Genomic DNA, 18,128 nt, shown 5'->3' with positions numbered 1-18,128 from the left:
CATTGCGCGGTGATTAGCGCAAGTGGACCGTTCCAGCCGGGTGACCGGGTACAGCTGACCGACCCCAAGGGCCGGCACTACACGGTCGTTCTCGAACCCGGCAAGGAGTACCACACCCACCGCGGCGCCATCCCGCACGACAAGCTGATCGGCCAGCCCGAGGGCTCGGTCGTCGCGTCGGTCGGCGGCACGAACTTCCTGGCGCTGCGCCCGCTGCTGCCCGACTACGTGCTGTCGATGCCGCGCGGTGCGCAGGTCATCTACCCGAAGGACGCCGCGCAAATCTGCATGTACGGCGACATCTTCCCGGGCGCGCGTGTCCTGGAGGCGGGCGCGGGCTCCGGCGCGTTGTCGTGCTCGCTGCTGCGCGCGGTGGGGGAGAAGGGCAGCGTCCAGTCCTACGAGGTGCGCGAGGACCACGCGGTCCACGCCATCCGCAACGTGGAGACGTTCTTCGGCGAACGCCCCGGCAACTGGTCGATCACCGTCGACGACGTGAAGAACCACGAGGGCGAGGTCGACCGGGTCATCCTCGACATGCTCTCGCCGTGGGAGGTCCTGCCCTCGATCGCGAAGAACCTCATCCCCGGCGGCGTCCTGGTCGTCTACGTCGCCACCACCACGCAGCTCTCGGTCGTCACCGAGGCGCTGCGCGAGATGACGTGCTTCACCGAGCCCCATGCGTGGGAGACGCTCGTCCGCCCGTGGCACGTAGTCGGCCTGGCCGTGCGGCCGGAGCACCGGATGATCGGGCACACGGCGTTCCTGCTGACCACGCGCAAGCTCGCGGACGGCGTGACGGCACCGCGTCCGCAGCGCCGGCCCAGCAAGGGCTGATCCCGGACGAGAAAGGGCCCCGCACCGAGGTGCGGGGCCCTTTCTCGCGTCAGATCAGTTGCCTTCGAGCTTGTCGATGCCGCACACCGTCCACTTGCCGCCTTCCTTGGACAGCTTGTAGATGATGGCGCCCGACGTGGTCTTGCCGGGGTTGGCCGGATCGGCGAGCCCGGTGAGGCTCTGCCGGAACGTGCCCGTGCTGCCCGACGTCCTGACCTCCGACACGGTGGCCTTCACGCTCGGGTTCGGTTTGGTGGTCTGCGCCTTCAGCTTGGGGAACTCCGCCGTGCACACCAGGTCCTTGACGTCGTTCGGCGTGCTGGTGCCCGCGTGAACGCCCTTCAGGATCTTCTCGGTGAACTCGTTCGCGACGTCTTCGGCATCGCTGTCACCGCCGCTCGACGAGCTCTTCGACGACGGCGCGGTCGGCTTCGTGCTGCCGTCCGCCGGCTCCGGGTTCGTGTTCGTGTTCGACGACGCGGTGTTCGTGCTGCTCGGAGAGTCGTCGCCGGAGAGCAGGACCGCGGCCGTGATACCGCCACCGACCACGACCAGCACGCCGACGACGACGCCGATGATCAGGCCCGTGTTGCTCTTCTTGGGAGGCGGAGGGCCGCCGAACCCGCCGTAGCCGGGCTGCTGGCCGTACGGGGGCTGGCCGGGCGGCTGCTGGCCGTACTGGCCCTGCTGCCCGTACTGACCCTGCTGGAAACCGCCGCTGGGCGGTCCCTGCTGGCCGAACGGGTCCTGCTGAGGCTGCCCGTACTGACCGGGACCGGGCTGCTGCCCGTATCCCGGCTGCTGGCCGTACTGGCCGGGCTGCTGTCCGTACCCCGGCTGCGGCTGCTGGCCGTAACCGGGTTGCTGCGGCGGCTGCTGCCCGTAGGGCCCTGGCTGCTGCGGCGGATAGGTCATGACGAATTCCCCCGAGGTGGATGAACCGACTGCTTCCCGGCTAGCGGGTCGTCGGGACCTTGATGTCCTTGACCAGGATGCAGACCTTCCACTTGCCCGACACCTTCTTGAACTTCGTGTCGGAGTCGACGGTCTGGGTCTGGCCGCCGTAGTCCGCGGTGACGGTGATCTTGACGGTCGCCTCGTTGCCGGAGACGGTCGCGCTCTTGTACACCATCTTCGGCACCGGGAGCTTCTTCATCTCCTCGGCGAGCTTCTTCTGCTCGGGGGTGGCGTTCTTCTCGGCCTCCGCGGCCTCGTCGAGCATCTCCTGGCAGGCCATCGACTTGGCCTTGCTCTCGTTCCTCGAGGTCGCCGCCGCGATGTACTCCTCGGCGGCCTTCTTGACGTCGGCCTCGTCGTTGCCGCCGCTGCTGCCGTTGTCGCTCGAACCCGAGTCCGGCGACGAGCTGCTGGAGTTGCTCGAGCTGTTGCCGGTGAGCATGACGGCGGCCGTGATGCCACCGCCGACGAGCACCAGCACGCCGATGACGACGCCGATGATCAGGCCGGTGTTGCTCTTCTTGGGAGGCGGAGGGCCGCCGAACCCGCCGGGCTGGCCGAACGGCTGCTGACCGTAGGGCTGCTGGCCGTACTGACCTGGCTGCTGCCCGTACTGGCCCTGCTGGAAGCCGCCGCTGGGCGGTCCCTGCTGGCCGAACGGGTCCTGCTGCGGCTGGCCGTACTGACCGGGCTGCTGTCCGTGTCCCGGCGGAGGCTGCTGGCCGTAGCCGGGTGGGGGCTGCTGGCCGTACCCCGGCTGCTGCGGCGGCTGCTGCCCGTAGGGACCTCCGGGCTGCGGCGGCTGCTGCCCGTACGGCCCGGGCTGCTGCGGCGGGTAGGTCATGAAACTCCCCCGATGCGGATGAGGTGATCTTTCGCTGGACATTGTCGTACTTCGCCGGACTACTCGCGGGCGAATGGGGTCTATCGACACGCACGAGTGGTTATGCACACGCCCTGTACCCGCGATCTGGCCGCGCAAAGGTCGTGTCTGATAACGATTGTGGCAACTCCACCGGGATTTGAGCGCGATGCTCTGCGCTGTCGGGGTGGTGCGCCGGTCGCGTCGGCGAGACCACCCGGTTGGCCGCACGCCCTCCGGAGGCATCGGAGCCTCGCTCGCGCGGGTCCTCCGACGGGCACGAACGGGGTGGGTTGCGGTGCGTGACCGCCGATCGGACCAATGTCTGGTCCACCTGGTGGGACGATGGCGGATTGCCGCCCGTCGACGGGTCGTGGCCTATACCAGGTGTGCTCGTGATCGTCCGAGGGTGGTCGCGGACCGTAGGGGCCGGGTGCCCGCACAGGTGCTCCCATGACCCCCTCCTCGGACTTCTCGCAGGTCGTCTGGCGTGTCGCGGCGCGAAACGCCGATGGTGGTTTCTGAGACGCACCGTAGCGGTTGGGCGGTCGGACCGGACACCGAGATGGAGCAGTTGACCTCAGTTGGAGGGTTCACCGTTGCACCACACGAGCGAAGATGATGTTGTGAGTACCCCATTTTGTCGGTGATCGCCGGTACCGTAATCGGTACGAACACGGGAGGAGGGTGCCGACATGCAGCACGGTCATCCCGGCAGCCAACCCGATGAGGGTGGCGAGCTGAACCAGGGCAACAATTCTGCTGAGCTGACTGCGCAGATCAGGTTCCTCGAGGACGAGATCGCGTCGTTGCGTCGCAAGCTGACCGAGTCGCCGCGGCACACGCGGTTGCTCGAGCAGCGCTTGGCTGAGGCGACAGAGCGCGTCAGCCAGCTGACCGAGCGAAACACGAAGCTCATAGACACCCTCCGCGAAGCACGAAGCCAGCTGCTCGCGCTGCGTGAGGAAGTCGACCGGCTGGCGCAACCGCCCAGCGGGTACGGCGTCTTCATGGCACGTTTCGACGACGGGACCGTGGACGTCTTCACGTCCGGCCGCAGGATGCGCGTAGCCGTGTCCCCCGCGGTCGAGCCGGAGAAGATCGCCTACGGCCAGTCCGTGCGCCTCAACGAGGCGCTCACGGTCGTCGAGGCCGGCGGGTTCGAGCGTTCCGGTGAGGTCTGCTCTCTGCGGGAGGTGCTGACCGACGACGACGGTCTGGACACCATCTCGCGCGCGCTGGTCGTCGGCCACGCGGACGAGGAGAGGGTGGTCTGGCTCGCCCAGCCGCTGCTCGACTCGCCGCTGAAGCCCGGCGACTCGCTGCTGGTCGACTCGAAGGCGGGCTTCGCCTACGAACGGGTCCCCAAGGCCGAGGTCGAGGACCTCGTGCTCGAGGAGGTCCCGGACATCGACTACAGCGACATCGGTGGCCTCTCCCGGCAGATCGAGCAGATCCGCGACGCCGTGGAGCTGCCGTTCCTGCACGCCGACCTGTTCCGCGAGTACGAGCTGCGCCCGCCCAAGGGCGTGCTGCTCTACGGCCCTCCCGGTTGCGGCAAGACGCTCATCGCCAAGGCGGTGGCGAACTCCCTGGCCAAGAAGGTGCGGGAGATCCGCGGCGAGACCGACAAGCAGGCCAAGTCCTACTTCCTCAACATCAAGGGCCCCGAGCTCCTCAACAAGTTCGTCGGTGAGACCGAGCGGCACATCCGCCTGATCTTCCAGCGGGCTCGTGAGAAGGCGTCCGACGGCACCCCGGTGATCGTGTTCTTCGACGAGATGGACTCGATCTTCCGCACCCGTGGTTCGGGTGTGTCGTCCGACGTAGAGACGACGATCGTGCCCCAGCTCCTCGCCGAGATCGACGGCGTCGAGGGCCTGGAGAACGTCATCGTCATCGGCGCCTCCAACCGCGAGGACATGATCGACCCGGCGATCCTCCGCCCCGGCCGACTCGACGTGAAGATCAAGATCGAGCGACCGGACGCCGAGGGCGCGAAGGACATCTTCAACAAGTACCTGACGCCCAACCTCCCGCTGCACGCCGACGACCTCGCCGAGTTCGGCGGGGACCCGAAGGCCTGCATCGAGGGCATGGTGCAGCACACCGTGGAGCGCATGTACGAGGAGTCCGAGGACAACCGGTTCCTGGAGGTCACCTACGCCAACGGTGACAAGGAGGTCCTGTACTTCCGGGACTTCAACTCCGGCGCCATGATCCAGAACATCGTCGACAGGGCGAAGAAGGCCGCGATCAAGTCGCTGCTGGACACCAAGCAGCCCGGACTCTCCGTCCGGCACCTGCAGGCCGCCATCCTCGACGAGTTCGCCGAGAACGAGGACCTGCCGAACACGACGAACCCGGACGACTGGGCTCGCATCTCGGGCAAGAAGGGCGAGCGGATCGTCTACATCCGCACGCTCGTCACCGGGAAGAACCAGGACGCCGGCCGCGCGATCGACACGGCCACGAACACCGGCACGTACCTGTAAGACCGCTTCACCGAACCGCCCCGGTCGCTGCACACGGCCGGGGCGGTTTCTCGTTCAGACCAGGCCGGACTCGTAGGCCGCGATCACCAGCTGGGCGCGGTCGCGGGCGTGCAGCTTCGCCAGCAGGTTCCCGATGTGCGTCTTCACCGTGCCGGGACTGACGTGCAGCTCGGCCATGATCTCCGCGTTCGACCGTCCGCGGGCGATCAGCAGCAGGACCTCCTTCTCCCGTTCGGTCACGCGGTCCAGCCCGCGCACCACGGGCGAGGCGGGCCGCCGGACGAACTCGGAGATCAGCCGGCGCGTGACCGTCGGCGACAGCAGCGACTCGCCGGACGCCACCACGCGGATCGCGGCCAGCAGTTCGGCGGGTGGGGTGTCCTTGAGCAGGAAACCCGAGGCGCCGGCCCGCAACGCGCCGAAGACGTACTCGTCCAGGTCGAACGTGGTCAGCACCAGCACGCGGGGGCCGTCCAGCAGCCTCGTGGCCTCGATGCCGTCCATCTCGGGCATGCGGATGTCCATCAGCACGACGTCCGGCTTCGCCGTGGACGCCAGCGCGACGGCCTCGGCACCGGTGCCGGCCTCGCCGACGACCGTCAGGTCCGGTTCGTTGTCGACGAGCAGGCGGAAGCTGGCGCGCAGCAACGCCTGGTCGTCGGCGATCAGCACACGGATCATCGGTGCGGCAGTTCCGCGACGACCCGGAAGCCGCCGGTCTCACCGGGGCCCGCGCTGAACGTGCCGCCGTACACGGCCACGCGTTCACGCATGCCGATCAACCCGTGTCCCACTCCGAGCTCCCTCACCCCAGGCCCGTCGTCCGCCACGTCGACGCGGACGGCTTCCGGTGTCACCTCTACCAGCACCGTGCACGCCGCGGGTGCCGCGTGCTTCACGACGTTCGTCAGCGCCTCCTGCACGATCCGGTACACCGACAGCCCGACCCCTTCCGGCACGACGGCGTCACCCCGCACGTCCAACGTCACGCGCACCCCGGCGAGCGATGCCCGGTCCGCGAGGTCGGCCAGTCCGCCGAGGCCGGGGGAGGGCGCGAGCTCGGCGTCGGACCGCAGCACGCCCAGGAGCCCCCGCATCTCGGTCAGCGCCGCGCGGCTCGTCTCGGAGATCACCTGCAACGCCTCGTAGGCGTGCTCGGGTGAGCGCACGTGTGCGGCGTTGCCGGCCTGCACGGCGATGAGGGACAGGTTGTGCGCCACTACGTCGTGCAGCTCGCGGGCGATGCGCAGGCGTTCGTCGGCCAGGGCCTGCTCGGCCTGCTGGGTGGTCTCGCGTGCCAGGAACGAGCGCCGCAGCCGTGTCGTGTAGCCGATCACCCACACCGCTCCGAGCACGGCCAGACCGACCAGGAGGGTCTCCGGTTCGCCTCCGGAGACACCGGAGACCGCGACGACGGTGACCACGAGAGCGGCCAGCGACCACCTGCGGGTGCGTTCGACCGCCACCGTGTAGAGCCCGAAGCAGACCGCGCCGACCGGAGCGCCGAGCGCCTGGACCGGCAGCAGCTGGGTCATCACCACCGCCACCGTTGCCGCCGTGGTGATCGCCAGCACCGTCAGCGGCCACCACCGGCGGACCGCGACGGGCAGCGCGACCAGCACGGCACCGGGCAGGACCAGCCACCACGGCTTGTCCTGGTTCTCCACCATGGCGTAGGCGACGAGCACGCCGATCACCACGGCGGCGGTCAGGTCGACCAGGTAGAGGTGCAGTTTGGCGATCACACCGACGACGTTAACGAGCCGTCGAGCGGTGCGCCTCGGACCACGGTCCGATTCCCGGGATCGGAGCAGAGGCCGATCCGCCCCGAACGCGGGAGCGCCAACCTGTTCCGCATGATCGAGGTGCGGAACCTGACGAAGAGATACGGCGACACCACGGCCGTCCAGGACCTGTCCTTCACCGTCCACCCTGGACTGGTGACGGGCTTCCTCGGCCCGAACGGCGCCGGCAAGTCCACGACCATGAGGATGATCCTCGGCCTGGACCGGCCATCGGGCGGTGAGGCCCTGATCGCCGGCAAGCGCTACCAGGACCTGGACCGGCCGTTGCGGCACGTCGGCGCGTTGCTCGATCCCGCCGCCGTGCACCACGGCCGCAAGGCGCTCGACCACCTGCGCTGGATCGCCGCCAGCAACGGCTTCGGCGAGAAGCGCGCGGTCGAGCTGCTGGAGCAGGTCGGCCTGGGAGGCGTGCGGCACAAGCGGATCAGGGCGTTGTCGCTCGGCATGAAGCAACGGCTCGGCGTCGCGGCGGCGTTGCTCGGCGACCCCGGCGTGCTGATGTTCGACGAACCGGTCAACGGCCTCGACCCCGAGGGCGTGCGGTGGATCCGCGACCTCATGCGCGGACTCGCGAAGCAGGGCCGCACGGTCTTCGTCTCGAGTCACCTGATGAGCGAGATGGCGCTGACCGCCGACCACGTCGTGATCGTCGCAAGAGGACAGCTGGTCAAGGAGACGCCGATGGAGGCGTTGACCCGCAACGGTTCGCTGGAGGACGCCTACCTCGAACTCACCTCCGGGAGGGGACTGTGAAGAACGCGCTCGCCGCGGAGTGGCTCAAGCTCCGCACCGTCCGCTCGTCGTACGGGCTGATCATCACCGTCGGCCTGATGGTGGTCGCGGGCGCGCTGCTGTCGTGGCTGATCGTCCAGGACTACGACACCTCACCGGCCGCGGAGCAGGCGAGGTTCGCCTCCGCTGACAGCAGCGTGGTGATCACCCCGGTCGTCCAGTTCCTCGTCGCCGCGCTCGGCGCGCTGGTCGCCACCTCCGACCCGAGGCTGACCGCGCTGACCGCCGTGCCGGACCGGAAACGCTTGCTGGTGGCCAAAAGCGTGCTCGTCGCCACCACGGCCGTGGTGGTCGGCGCGATCACTCTGGCACTGAGCGTCGGGTCGAGCTGGCTGATCATGGGGGACCGGCCGCCGCCCATCGCGCCGTGGGACGGCCTCGGCGACGCGTTGCCGTGGGCGGGCGCGGCCGTGCTGTCGATCCTGGTGACCGGACTGACCGGCCTCGGCATCGGTCTCGCGGTGCGGTCGACGGCCGTCACGATCGTCGTGGTGGGCGTGCTGTTGTGGGGTCTGCCCGCCATCACGCCGATGCTCCCGGAGCCCTGGAACATGGACGCGTCCGCGGTGATGGTGCCGTACCTGGTGTGGGAGGTCGCCGGGGTCGTGAACGACGCACCGCTGGGTCCATTGGCCGCCGCTGCAGTTTTGGCCGTTTACGTACTGGTGACGCTGGGTGCCGGAACGGTGACTCTTCTGCGACGAGACGCTTGACTCGCTCTTGGGGTGCCCCTAAGGTCATCTATACCTTTAATCGGTAAGGAAACTTACCTAACTAATCCGCCGCCGGCATCCGAGAGGAGACGCTGTATGTCCTGGCAGAAGTCTGTGGTGGCGTTCGCCGCGGCAGTCGTGCTCCCGCTGACCGGTGCGATGGCGGGCAGTTCCGTCGCCGCCGCCCCCGAGGGCACCTTCGCCGCTGCCGCGCTGCCGCCGGGTTCGCCCGCGGCGGTCAACGGTCAGCTCAAGGTGTGCGGCGTGAAGCTGTGCAACAAGAACGGCAAGCAGATCCAGTTGCGCGGCATGAGCACGCACGGCATCCAGTGGTACTCCCAGTGCGTCAAGACCGCGTCGCTGGACGCGCTCGCCAACGACTGGAAGGCGGACGTCCTCCGCATCTCGATGTACATCCAGGAAGGTGGCTACGAGACCAACCCTCGCAAGTTCACCGACCTGGTGCACGGCTACATCGAGGAGGCCACCAAGCGCGGCCTCTACGCGCTGGTCGACTGGCACCAGCTCTCGCCGGGCGACCCGAACGCCAACACCGCGCGCGCCAAGACCTTCTTCAAGGAGATCGCGCAGCGGCACAAGGACAAGACGAACATCATCTACGACATCGCCAACGAGCCGAACGGCGTGACGTGGGCGAAGGTCAAGTCCTACGCGGAGGCCGTCATCCCGACGATCCGCGCGGAGGACCCGGACAGCCTCGTGCTCGTCGGCACGCACGGCTGGTCGACGTTCGGCCTGTCCGACGGCAAGAACATCAACGAGGTCAGCCAGAACAAGGTCAACGCCTCGAACCTGATGTACACGTTCCACTTCTACGCCAAGGACCACCGCGACTCGTACCTCAACGCGTTGAAGACGGTCTCGAGCCAGGTGCCGGTCTTCGTCACCGAGTTCGGTTCGCAGGAGGCCTCCGGTGACGGTCCCAACGACTTCACCATGGCGAACAAGTTCATCACGTTCATGAAGGACGCGAAGATCTCCTGGACCAACTGGAACTTCTCCGACGACAACCGGACCGGCGCGGTGTTCAAGAGCGGCACGTGCTCCGGCAGCGGCTTCACCGGTGAGGGTCCCCTGAAGGACGCCGGCAAGTGGGTGCGCAACCACATCCGCACCGCCGACGACTTCTGAGTTCCTCTGTTCGACCGACCCCGGCGGGTCACGTGAGCGGCGGTCCTTCGGGGCCGCCGTTTACCGTTGTCGGCATGGCACAACTCGCGCTCGGTCTCGCCTCCCTCGGTCGTCCCGCCTACATCAACCTCGGCCGTGAGGACGCGCTGCCCGCCGTGCGCGACGTCGAGTCCATGCGCGCGCAGTGTCATCTCGTGCTCGACACGGCCTACGAACTGGGCATCCGGTGGGTCGACGCGGCCCGTTCGTACGGGCTGTCCGAGGACTTCCTGGCGTCGTGGCTGCCCGGTCATGACGACGTGACGGTCTCCAGCAAGTGGGGCTACGCCTACACCGCGGACTGGCGGCCGGACGCCGAGGTGCACGAGGTCAAGGAGCACTCGCTCGCCCGTTTCACCCGGCAGTGGCAGGAGACCACGGCCCTGCTGCCCCGGGTCGATCTCTACCAGGTGCACTCGCTGACGGCCGACAGCCCGTTGTTCGACGATCGCGCGCTGCAGGACGCGATGGCCGGGATCGGGGTGCCGCTGGGCTTCTCGACGTCCGGGCCGCGCCAGGCCGACGCCATCCGCAAGGCGCTGGAACTCGGCATCTTCCGGTCCGTCCAGTCCACTTGGAACGTGCTGGAGACCTCGGCGGGCGAGGCCCTGCGGGAGGCGCACGACGCCGGGTTGCGCGTGATCATCAAGGAGGGCGTGGCCAACGGACGGCTCGTCGTCGACCCGCCGCAAGCGGTTGCGGCCCAGGCGAAAGCGCTCAGCGTCGGCCCGGACGCGGTCGCGCTGGCGGCGATCGCGCGGCAGCCGTGGGTGGACGTCGTGCTGTCCGGCGCGGCGAGCCCTGACCAGCTGCGGTCCAATGTGGACGCGCTGCGGATCGACGCCGACCTGCCGGATCTGGCCGAGCCCGCCGAGCAGTACTGGAAAATCCGTTCCGGCCTCAGCTGGAACTAGTTACCGTGGCGCGGTGAGCGATGCGCCCGTCGAGGCTTTCGAACCCCCTTACTACGCGGTCGTCTTCACCACGGTGCGGACGCAGGAGCAGAGCGGCTACCGCGACACCAACGCGCGCATGGAAGAACTGGTGAAGGACGTCCCCGGCTATCTCGGGATGGACCACGCGCAGAACCCCGGCGGACTCGGCATCACCGTCGCGTACTTCCGCGACGCCGACGCCCTCACGCAATGGCGGACCAACGCCGAACACCAGGCGGCGCAGCAGCGCGGGCGCGCCCACTGGTACCAGAGCTACACGATCCACGTGGCGAAGGTGGAGCGCAGCCACACCTTCAAGCGCGCCTAGAGCTTCAGCCACTCCCGGCCGATCGCGCGGCCGTCCGGCACGAGCGGCCAGCCCGGGTCCTCGATCTTGCCGCGCAGCTCGTCCGCGTCCATCCACCCGCCCCAGGCGACCTCCTCGGGCTGGTGGGTGAACGGGCCGTCGCTGCGCGTCTCGTAGATCCACGCGTGATAGCGCGTCTGCTCGTCGACGTAGGTGGTCCGGAAGAGCGGCGTCAGCGGGGTCTCGACGCCGAGCTCCTCGCGCAGTTCGCGGACCGCGGCCTCGTCCGGGGTCTCGCCCGCGTCGATCACGCCGCCCGCCGCGTAGTCGTACAGGCCGGGGAAGATGTCCTTGGTGTCGGTGCGGCGGTGCACGTAGATCCGGTCGCCGTCGCCCGAGTACACGACGGTCAGGACGCAGCCGTGCCAGAGGTTCTCGGCGCGCATCCGTTCGCGGGTCACCTCGCCGATCACGTTCGCGGCCTCGTCGTAGAGGTTGATCATCCCCGTGTCCTCCTGTGGTCGTACGCGAGCTTGCTACCCCAGTCCGACGCCCGCTGATCGCCTTCCTTCCTACCTTCGTGAACGTCAGACGTCACCGAGGAGGATTCGTGTCCACTTCCCTGCGGCTCGGCGTTGCCGAGTTCCGCGCCCGGCCGGGCCGCGCGCTGCTGCCCGGCGTCGCGCTCGTCGTCGGCGTCGCCTGCCTGCTGGCCGCCCTCGTGCTGAGCGACGCGCTCACCAGGTCGGTCGACGAGGGCGCGCCCCTCACACCGTCGTCGGTGAGCCACGTGGTGGACACCAAACCCGTCGAGTACGACGCGGGCGCCGCCGAGGCGAACCGCCCGAAGCTCGACGACGCGTTGCTCGCGAAGCTCTCCTCCGTCGGCCGTGCCGTGCCGGTGCAGGTCGCCCAGGCCGACCTCCTCGACGGCAACGGCCGGGCGGGGGAGCACCGCGCCGAGGTGCACGTCCAGCAGCCCGACCTGGTGCGCTGGCCGCTGGCGGAGGGCAAGGCCCCCGCCGCCGACGGCGAGGTCGCCGTCGACAAGATCACCGCGTACGAGCGCAGCCTCAAGCCCGGCGACAGGATCAAGCTCGCCGCCGCGGACGGCAAGCCGGTCGAGGTGACCGTCAGCGGGATCATGAAGAAGGGCGGGATGGACGCGCGGCCGATCCTGGTCGCGGGACCGGATCTCGCGAAGAAGCTCGACCCGCAGCCGTTCACCAAGGAGATCTGGGTGATCGGCGGGGCCAGGGACGCCGTCGCGAGTGCGGCGGGCGCGTCCTACGTCGTGTGGGATCCGGCGCCGGACGCGGACAGCATCGGCAACGAGCTGACGTTCCTCCTGCTGCCGTTCAGCGTGCTCGCGCTCGCCACGGCGGTGTTCGTCGCGGCGGCCACGTTCCGGGCGGTCTACGCGCAACGCCAGCGGCAGACGGCGTTGCTGCGGTGCATCGGCGCCCAGCGCGGGCCGTTGGTGCGCAGGAGCCTGTTCGAGGCGTTCGTGACGGGTGCGCTGGCGGGTGTCGCGGGCGCGTTGCTGGGCGGGCCGATGGCGTGGCTGCTGGCCAGGACGTTCGACGTCACCGGCATCTCGGTGCTGTTCGGTGCGGTGGAGCTCAGCCCGGAACTGCTGCCGTCGCTCGGGTACGTGATCCTCGGAGTCGTCGTCGCCGCGCTGTTGAGCGTGATGGCGGCTGTCCGTCCCGCGATCAACGCCGCCCGCGTCTCGCCGTTGGCTGCTCTGCGTGACGCGGAGAACGAGGTGCCGCCTCGGTCCGTGCGCCGCCTTCGGCTCGTGTTCGGTGTGCTGTTCACCGGTGGTGCCGTGCTGCTCGCGATGGCGGCGATCGCGGCCAAGGGCACGTCCGCCGCCCCACTGGCCGTCACGTTCTCCGCGATCGCCGCGGTGACCGGCCTGTTCTGGATCCTCGGCCCGGTCACGGTCCCGCTCATCGCGCGCCTGTTCGGCCGGATCGGTGGCACGCAGTGGAAGCTCGCCGGCGCCGAGGTGCGCAGGATGCCGCAGCGCTCTGCCTCGGTGGCGCTGCCGTTGCTCCTGGCGAGCTCGATGGTGACCTTCTTCCTGGTCGTGCTGGGCGGGGCAGAGGAGCTGACGTTCCAGTACGCCAACGAGGAACGTCCGGACGCGACCGTGGTGGACGCGGGCGACCGGCCGCTGCCGCAGATCCCCGCCCAGCCGGGCGTGGCCGCGAGCGTCGTGCTGCACAAGACCGGGGACGGCGCCGCGAGCGTGGACCCCGAGCAGTTCAGGACCTGGCTTCGGGCGCAGAACGTGTCCGGTGCCGACCAGCTCGTCGCCGGTACCGCGATCGTGCCGCCGCACTGGGAGGACCGGCCGTTCGTCGAGGCCGACGGCAAGCAGTACAAGGTCGTCGGCACGATCCCCGGCAGCATCACCGGCTACACGCCGATCATCGCCGGCGCCACGTCGGGACCGGCGGACAAGGTGCTGGTCGCGCTGAAACCCGGCGTCGACCCCGCCCAGTTCCGCTCGGAACTGCAGGCCGCGCTGCCGAACAACCCGACCGTGATCGTGCAGACGGACGCGGACGAACGGGCCGAGGCCGCCCGGTACATGCACCTGGGCACCGTGCTGATGATGGTGCTGCTCGGACTGTCCGTGGCGGTCGCCGTGACCGGCATCGGCACCGCGCTGACCATCTCCGTCCAGGAACGCCGCAAGGAGCTCGCGCTCAGGCGCGCCTTGGGTGTCACTCAGGGCGGACTGCAGGGCGGAGTCATCGCTGAAGCGATCATGTTGGCCCTCGTCGGGGTGATCGGGGGAGGCGTGCTCGGGTTCGCCTACGCGGAGGTCGCGTTTCTCTCGATCGGCGTCCCGCTGACACTGCCCGCTCTCAAGGTGGTGTTGCCGCTGGTCACAGGCGCGGCCATCGTGGTCCTGCTCGCCGTGGCCGCCGCTTTCGGGCCGTCTCGCGGCGCGTCCCGGATTCGTCCTGCCGCCGGACTGGCGTCCGGGTGAATAGGGTGAGGGGAGCTTCAACGCGAAGCTCCCCTCACGCTTGGTGTCGGGGTGAGGTCATAAGGTGTGAGCTATGCGGCGGATCATGGGAACCGAGGTCGAGTACGGCATCGCGGTGCCGGGCGACGCGACCGCGAACCCGGTGCTCACTTCGACACAGGTGGTGCTCGCGTACGCGGCGGCGGCGGACATACCGCGCGCCAGGCGGGCGCGCTGGGACTACGAGGTGGAGTCACCGTTGCGCGACGCGCGCGGGTTCGACCTGGGCAGCCCCGGTGGCCACCCCGCCGACTCCGACGTCGAGGACCTGGGCGCGGCGAACGTCATCCTCACCAACGGCGCGCGGCTCTACGTCGACCACGCGCACCCCGAGTACTCGGCTCCCGAGGTCACCAACGCGCGTGACGCGGTGATCTGGGACAAGGCGGGGGAGCGGATCATGGAGGAGGCCGCGATCAAGGCCGCCTCCGTGCCCGGCCAGCCCCGCCTGCAGCTGTACAAGAACAACGTCGACGGCAAGGGCGCGTCGTACGGCACGCACGAGAACTACCTGATGCAGCGCTCGACGCCGTTCACGTCCGTCATCGCGGGCCTCACGCCGTTCTTCGCGTCGCGCCAGGTCATCACGGGGTCCGGCCGCGTGGGCATCGGGCAGTCCGGCGAGGAGGCCGGCTACCAGCTCTCGCAGCGCTCCGACTACATCGAGGTCGAGGTCGGCCTCGAGACGACGCTCAAGCGCGGCATCATCAACACGCGCGACGAGCCGCACGCGGACGCGGACAAGTACCGCCGCCTGCACGTCATCATCGGCGACGCGAACCTGGCCGAATACTCCACGTTCCTCAAGGTCGGCACCACGTCCCTGGTGCTCGACATGATCGAGGCCGGGCAGCGGTTCGACGACCTGCGCATGGTCGACCCGGTGCGCGCGGTGCACCAGATCAGCCACGACCCGACCCTGAAGTTCAAGGTCGAGATGACCGGTGGCCGCAAGTTCACCGGCCTCGACGTGCAGTTCGCCTACCACGAGCGCGCGCTGGCGTTCGTGGAGAAGGAGGGCGTCGGCGACCGCGACGTCCTGCGGATCTGGGGCGAGGTGCTCGACGCGCTGGCCCGTGACCCGTCCGAGTGCGCCGACCGGCTCGACTGGGTCGCCAAGCTGAGGCTGCTCGAGGGCTACCGGCAGCGCGACGGCCTGGAGTGGGGCGCCGCCCGGCTGAACCTGGTCGACCTGCAGTACTCCGACGTCCGCCTGGACAAGGGCCTCTACAACCGCCTCGTCGCGCGCGGCTCGATGAAGCGGCTGGTGAGCGAGGACGAGGTCCGCGCGGCCATCACCTCGCCGCCCGAGGACACGCGTGCGTACTTCCGCGGCCGGTGCCTGGAGCGCTACCCGACCTCGGTCGCGGCCGCGTCGTGGGACTCGGTGATCTTTGATCTCGGTCGAGAATCCCTCGTGCGAATCCCCACCCTGGAGCCGCTGCGCGGGACGAAAGCGCACGTCGGAGCCCTTCTGGAGGCCTCTGACACCGCCGAGCAACTCGTGGACGCACTGACTCGCGGGTGATCGTCTACCCGAGTGGCTCAGGATTTTTGTCGGTGCCGCTGGGTAGTGTTCTTGTCAGGCGAGTGAGTGGGAGGCCGAGATGTCCCAGGAACAGAAGCAGCACCAGGGTGGTGGCGACGGCGACGACGGTGCCGACGACGCCGCGGGAGCCGGTCAGGAACGCCGCGAGAAGCTCGGCGAGGACGTGGACGCGATCCTCGACGAGATCGACGACGTGCTTGAGGAGAACGCGGAGGACTTCGTCCGCGCATACGTGCAGAAGGGTGGTCAGTAGGCCTTCGGGGGCCTGTTGACCACCTCGGGGACGGGAGAACAACCAACACATGGACCACAGCTCGACCGGGCGTTACCCGGCCGCGGCGCTGCCCTCCGCGTACCTCACGCCGGGCTCGTCGTCGTTCACGGACTTCCTGCGGGCCCAGGCACCCGACATGCTGCCTAGCGCCCGGAAGCTCCCGGAGGGGACCGTCCAGGCCCCGCACGGGACGACGATCGTCGCGGCCACCTACAAGGGTGGTGTCGTGATCGCCGGCGACCGGCGCGCGACGATGGGCAACGTCATCGCCCAGCGCGACATGAAGAAGGTCTTCGTCACCGACGACCACTCGGCCGTCGGCATCGCGGGCACGGCGGGCATCGCCATCGAGATCGTGCGCCTGTACACGGTGGAGCTGCGGCACTACGAGAAGATCGAGGGCGTGCCGCTGTCGCTCGACGGCAAGGCGAACCGCCTCTCGGCGATGATCAGGGGCAACCTCGACGCGGCCATGGCCGGCCTCGCCGTGGTGCCTCTGTTCGCCGGGTACGACACCTCGGCCACCGACTCGGAGCGCGCCGGCCGCATCGTGTCCTACGACGTCACCGGCGGCCGTTACGAGGAGTCGCAGGGCTACCAGGCCGTCGGCTCGGGCTCGCTGTTCGCGAAGTCCGCGCTCAAGAAGCTCTACGACCCCGACGCGGACGCCGAAGCGGCGATCCGCTCAGTCGTCGAAGCGCTCTACGACGCGGCGGACGACGACTCGGCGACAGGCGGCCCGGACCCGGTCCGCCGCCTCTACCCGATCGTGGTCACGATCAACGGTGCCGATGGTGCCGTAGAGGTGCCGGAACCCCAGGTCGCCACGATCGCCGACGCGGTCGTCGAAGGCCGCCGGTCCCGCCCCTCAGGCTGAGTCCCCCACAGGTTCGACGTCAGGAGCACCACCCATGACGATGCCGCTGTACGCATCGGCGGAGCAGGTGATGCGCGACCGCTCGGAGTACGCCCGCAAGGGCATCGCCAGGGGTCGCAGCGTCATCGTGCTCAAGTACGCCGACGGCATTCTCTTCGTCGCGGAGAACCCTTCCAGCACGCTGCACAAGGTCTCGGAGATCTACGACCGCATCGGCTTCGCCGCCGTCGGCCGCTACAGCGAGTTCGAGAACCTCCGCCAGGCCGGCATCCGGTTCGCCGACGTCCGCGGGTACCAGAACGACCCGCGCGACGTGACGTCCCGGTCTCTCGCGAACGTCTACGCCACCACGCTCGGCACGTACTTCACCGAGCAGATCAAGCCGTTCGAGGTGGAGATCGCCGTGGCCGAGGTCGGCGACACCGCCGGGTCGGACACGCTGTACCGCTTGACCTACGACGGGTCCATCGTGGACGAGCCCCAGTTCATCGTGATGGGCGGCACCGTCGACGCCGCCAACACGGCGCTGAAGGAGGCCTTCGCCGACGGTCTCACGCTGGCCGAGGCCGTTCCTCTTGCGGTGAAGGCGTTGTCCGCCGGGTCACCGTCCACGGGGACTGGGTCCACTGAGCTGCTTCCGGCGGCGAAGCTGGAGGTGGCGGTGCTGGAGAGGGCTCGGCCGCGCAGGGCGTTCCGCCGGATCGCCGGTGCCGCTCTGGACGGCCTGATGCCCGCGCCCACCAAGGACGGCAAGACCGTCGAGGACGTCGAGCTGCCGTCGGACGACGAGTCCAAGTAGGTCTGATCGCTGGTGAAGGGCCCCGGGCAGTGTTGCCCGGGGCCCTTCACGTCAGTCCGCGTAGATCGCCAGCAGGTCGGCCAGCTCGTCCGGCTTGCTCAGCGGCGCGCAGTGGCCCGCGGCCAGCTCCACCGGCACGACGCCCAGCCGGTCCGCCACGACCCCGCGCATGAAGTCCGGGGTGAAGAACCGGTCCTCCGTGCACAGGATGAAGTGCGTTGGCACGTCCGGCAGCGCGTCCAACGGCCACGGCTTCGCCATCGAGGTCTCGGACATGCCGCGTTCCCGCTTCTGCGACTCCGCGGCCAGGTCGGCGGGAACGTCGTGGAAGAACTGGTCCTCCAGACCCGAGTCGGTGTAGCCGGTGTTGGCCCACCAGTCGCCAGGAGTCTCACCTGGACTCGGCACCATCGCGGTCACCAGCACCAACGCCCTGGCGTTGACGCGGGCGGCGACCAGGGGTGCGACGAAGCCGCCGAACGAGTGGCCCACCGCCACCACGTCCGAAGTGGACGGGAGGGCGTCGACGACGGTCGACGCCCAGTCCGTCAGGTCCTTCGACTCGTCCTCGATGGGGAGGTCCGGTGCGACGACGGTGTGACCCTTGGCCCGCAAGGCTTCTGCGACCAGGTGCCACGACCAGCCGACGTCGCCCGCGCCGTGCGCTATCGCGAAGGTCGTCATGGCCG

General features: G+C 69.1%; 17 protein-coding genes and 1 pseudogene. 12 read left to right on the top strand and 6 right to left on the bottom strand.

Features of this window, described 5'->3' with window-relative positions; genetic code table 11:
* The first annotated feature begins 9 nt into the window (after positions 1-9).
* Positions 10-837, top strand: a complete 828-nt coding sequence (locus tag ACH413_RS08740; protein ID WP_360033073.1) for a tRNA (adenine-N1)-methyltransferase — start codon at positions 10-12, stop codon at positions 835-837.
* 54 nt (positions 838-891) lie between these two features.
* Here the strand turns inward: ACH413_RS08740 and ACH413_RS08735 are convergent, their stop codons facing one another.
* Positions 892-1,752 carry a hypothetical protein gene (locus tag ACH413_RS08735; protein ID WP_360033076.1) on the bottom strand — a complete coding sequence of 287 codons (861 nt, stop codon included), beginning with the start codon at positions 1,750-1,752 and terminating at the stop codon, positions 892-894.
* A gap of 40 nt (positions 1,753-1,792) precedes the next feature.
* The gene (locus ACH413_RS08730) at positions 1,793-2,638 is read right to left on the bottom strand and encodes a hypothetical protein (protein ID WP_360033079.1); all 846 of its coding nucleotides are present in this window, start codon (positions 2,636-2,638) and stop codon (positions 1,793-1,795) included.
* Positions 2,639-3,351: 713 nt separating this feature from the next.
* On the opposite strand from ACH413_RS08730, the gene arc reads away from it, so the two are divergent.
* Complete coding sequence (arc, locus tag ACH413_RS08725) at positions 3,352-5,151, top strand: proteasome ATPase (protein ID WP_093587965.1); 1,800 nt, start codon at positions 3,352-3,354, stop codon at positions 5,149-5,151.
* 54 nt (positions 5,152-5,205) lie between these two features.
* On the opposite strand, the gene ACH413_RS08720 is transcribed toward arc, so the two are convergent.
* The gene (locus tag ACH413_RS08720) at positions 5,206-5,832 is read right to left on the bottom strand and encodes a response regulator transcription factor (protein ID WP_360033083.1); all 627 of its coding nucleotides are present in this window, start codon (positions 5,830-5,832) and stop codon (positions 5,206-5,208) included.
* On the bottom strand, positions 5,829-6,896 hold the full coding sequence (locus tag ACH413_RS08715; RefSeq protein WP_360033086.1) for a histidine kinase: 1,068 nt from the start codon (positions 6,894-6,896) through the stop codon (positions 5,829-5,831). Before ACH413_RS08715 ends, ACH413_RS08720 begins: the two co-directional genes overlap by 4 nt.
* A 111-nt stretch (positions 6,897-7,007) precedes the next feature.
* Between ACH413_RS08715 and ACH413_RS08710 the strand changes: the two are divergent.
* The 5 genes and pseudogenes from ACH413_RS08710 to ACH413_RS08690 form a co-directional block, all read left to right on the top strand.
* A pseudogene (locus ACH413_RS08710) lies at positions 7,008-7,649 on the top strand (ABC transporter ATP-binding protein); the annotation flags it as partial.
* 56 nt (positions 7,650-7,705) lie between these two features.
* Positions 7,706-8,461: an ABC transporter permease gene (locus tag ACH413_RS08705; RefSeq protein WP_360033089.1), complete on the top strand. Its 756-nt coding sequence runs from the start codon at positions 7,706-7,708 to the stop codon at positions 8,459-8,461.
* 96 nt (positions 8,462-8,557) lie between these two features.
* Positions 8,558-9,613, top strand: a complete 1,056-nt coding sequence (locus ACH413_RS08700) for a glycoside hydrolase family 5 protein (RefSeq protein WP_360033092.1) — start codon at positions 8,558-8,560, stop codon at positions 9,611-9,613.
* A gap of 74 nt (positions 9,614-9,687) precedes the next feature.
* Positions 9,688-10,566 (top strand): aldo/keto reductase, encoded by an 879-nt coding sequence (locus ACH413_RS08695; RefSeq protein ID WP_360033094.1) that lies wholly within the window; start codon positions 9,688-9,690, stop codon positions 10,564-10,566.
* 13 nt (positions 10,567-10,579) lie between these two features.
* Positions 10,580-10,915: an antibiotic biosynthesis monooxygenase gene (locus ACH413_RS08690; RefSeq protein WP_360033097.1), complete on the top strand. Its 336-nt coding sequence runs from the start codon at positions 10,580-10,582 to the stop codon at positions 10,913-10,915.
* On the opposite strand, the gene ACH413_RS08685 is transcribed toward ACH413_RS08690, so the two are convergent.
* Positions 10,912-11,397 carry an NUDIX domain-containing protein gene (locus ACH413_RS08685; protein WP_360033100.1) on the bottom strand — a complete coding sequence of 162 codons (486 nt, stop codon included), beginning with the start codon at positions 11,395-11,397 and terminating at the stop codon, positions 10,912-10,914. The two genes, ACH413_RS08690 and ACH413_RS08685, sit on opposite strands and share 4 nt — an antisense overlap.
* A gap of 107 nt (positions 11,398-11,504) precedes the next feature.
* Here ACH413_RS08685 and ACH413_RS08680 point away from each other — a divergent pair, with 107 nt between their 5' ends.
* From ACH413_RS08680 to prcA, 5 genes are all read left to right on the top strand, one after another.
* Positions 11,505-13,901 (top strand): FtsX-like permease family protein, encoded by a 2,397-nt coding sequence (locus ACH413_RS08680; RefSeq protein ID WP_360033103.1) that lies wholly within the window; start codon positions 11,505-11,507, stop codon positions 13,899-13,901.
* 73 nt (positions 13,902-13,974) lie between these two features.
* Positions 13,975-15,468: a depupylase/deamidase Dop gene (dop, locus tag ACH413_RS08675; RefSeq protein ID WP_360033106.1), complete on the top strand. Its 1,494-nt coding sequence runs from the start codon at positions 13,975-13,977 to the stop codon at positions 15,466-15,468.
* A gap of 79 nt (positions 15,469-15,547) precedes the next feature.
* Positions 15,548-15,742, top strand: a complete 195-nt coding sequence (locus ACH413_RS08670) for a ubiquitin-like protein Pup (protein ID WP_030477124.1) — start codon at positions 15,548-15,550, stop codon at positions 15,740-15,742.
* A 49-nt stretch (positions 15,743-15,791) separates the two neighbouring features.
* On the top strand, positions 15,792-16,640 hold the full coding sequence (gene prcB / locus ACH413_RS08665; RefSeq protein ID WP_360033109.1) for a proteasome subunit beta: 849 nt from the start codon (positions 15,792-15,794) through the stop codon (positions 16,638-16,640).
* A gap of 34 nt (positions 16,641-16,674) precedes the next feature.
* Positions 16,675-17,439 (top strand): proteasome subunit alpha, encoded by a 765-nt coding sequence (prcA, locus tag ACH413_RS08660; protein WP_360033112.1) that lies wholly within the window; start codon positions 16,675-16,677, stop codon positions 17,437-17,439.
* Between the two features lie 51 nt (positions 17,440-17,490).
* Here the strand turns inward: prcA and ACH413_RS08655 are convergent, their stop codons facing one another.
* Positions 17,491-18,123 carry an alpha/beta hydrolase gene (locus tag ACH413_RS08655; RefSeq protein ID WP_360033115.1) on the bottom strand — a complete coding sequence of 211 codons (633 nt, stop codon included), beginning with the start codon at positions 18,121-18,123 and terminating at the stop codon, positions 17,491-17,493.
* Positions 18,124-18,128: the final 5 nt, after the last annotated feature.

The sequence above is a fragment of the Lentzea sp. NPDC020367 genome (assembly GCF_044387305.1).
Classification (GTDB): Bacteria; Actinomycetota; Actinomycetes; order Mycobacteriales; family Pseudonocardiaceae; genus Lentzea.
This window is presented reverse-complemented; position numbering and strand designations above follow the sequence as displayed.

What these genes read in the sequence shown, in the direction of transcription:
- ACH413_RS08735 (WP_360033076.1), bottom strand. Translation starts at nt 1,752, where the DNA reads ATGACCTATCCGCCGCAGCAGCCAGGGCCCTACGGGCAGCAGCCGCCG.
- ACH413_RS08730 (WP_360033079.1), bottom strand. Translation starts at nt 2,638, where the DNA reads ATGACCTACCCGCCGCAGCAGCCCGGGCCGTACGGGCAGCAGCCGCCG.
- arc (WP_093587965.1), top strand. Translation starts at nt 3,352, where the DNA reads ATGCAGCACGGTCATCCCGGCAGCCAACCCGATGAGGGTGGCGAGCTG.
- ACH413_RS08720 (WP_360033083.1), bottom strand. Translation starts at nt 5,832, where the DNA reads ATGATCCGTGTGCTGATCGCCGACGACCAGGCGTTGCTGCGCGCCAGC.
- ACH413_RS08700 (WP_360033092.1), top strand. Translation starts at nt 8,558, where the DNA reads ATGTCCTGGCAGAAGTCTGTGGTGGCGTTCGCCGCGGCAGTCGTGCTC.
- ACH413_RS08695 (WP_360033094.1), top strand. Translation starts at nt 9,688, where the DNA reads ATGGCACAACTCGCGCTCGGTCTCGCCTCCCTCGGTCGTCCCGCCTAC.
- ACH413_RS08685 (WP_360033100.1), bottom strand. Translation starts at nt 11,397, where the DNA reads ATGATCAACCTCTACGACGAGGCCGCGAACGTGATCGGCGAGGTGACC.
- dop (WP_360033106.1), top strand. Translation starts at nt 13,975, where the DNA reads ATGCGGCGGATCATGGGAACCGAGGTCGAGTACGGCATCGCGGTGCCG.
- ACH413_RS08670 (WP_030477124.1), top strand. Translation starts at nt 15,548, where the DNA reads ATGTCCCAGGAACAGAAGCAGCACCAGGGTGGTGGCGACGGCGACGAC.
- prcB (WP_360033109.1), top strand. Translation starts at nt 15,792, where the DNA reads ATGGACCACAGCTCGACCGGGCGTTACCCGGCCGCGGCGCTGCCCTCC.
- prcA (WP_360033112.1), top strand. Translation starts at nt 16,675, where the DNA reads ATGACGATGCCGCTGTACGCATCGGCGGAGCAGGTGATGCGCGACCGC.
- ACH413_RS08655 (WP_360033115.1), bottom strand. Translation starts at nt 18,123, where the DNA reads ATGACGACCTTCGCGATAGCGCACGGCGCGGGCGACGTCGGCTGGTCG.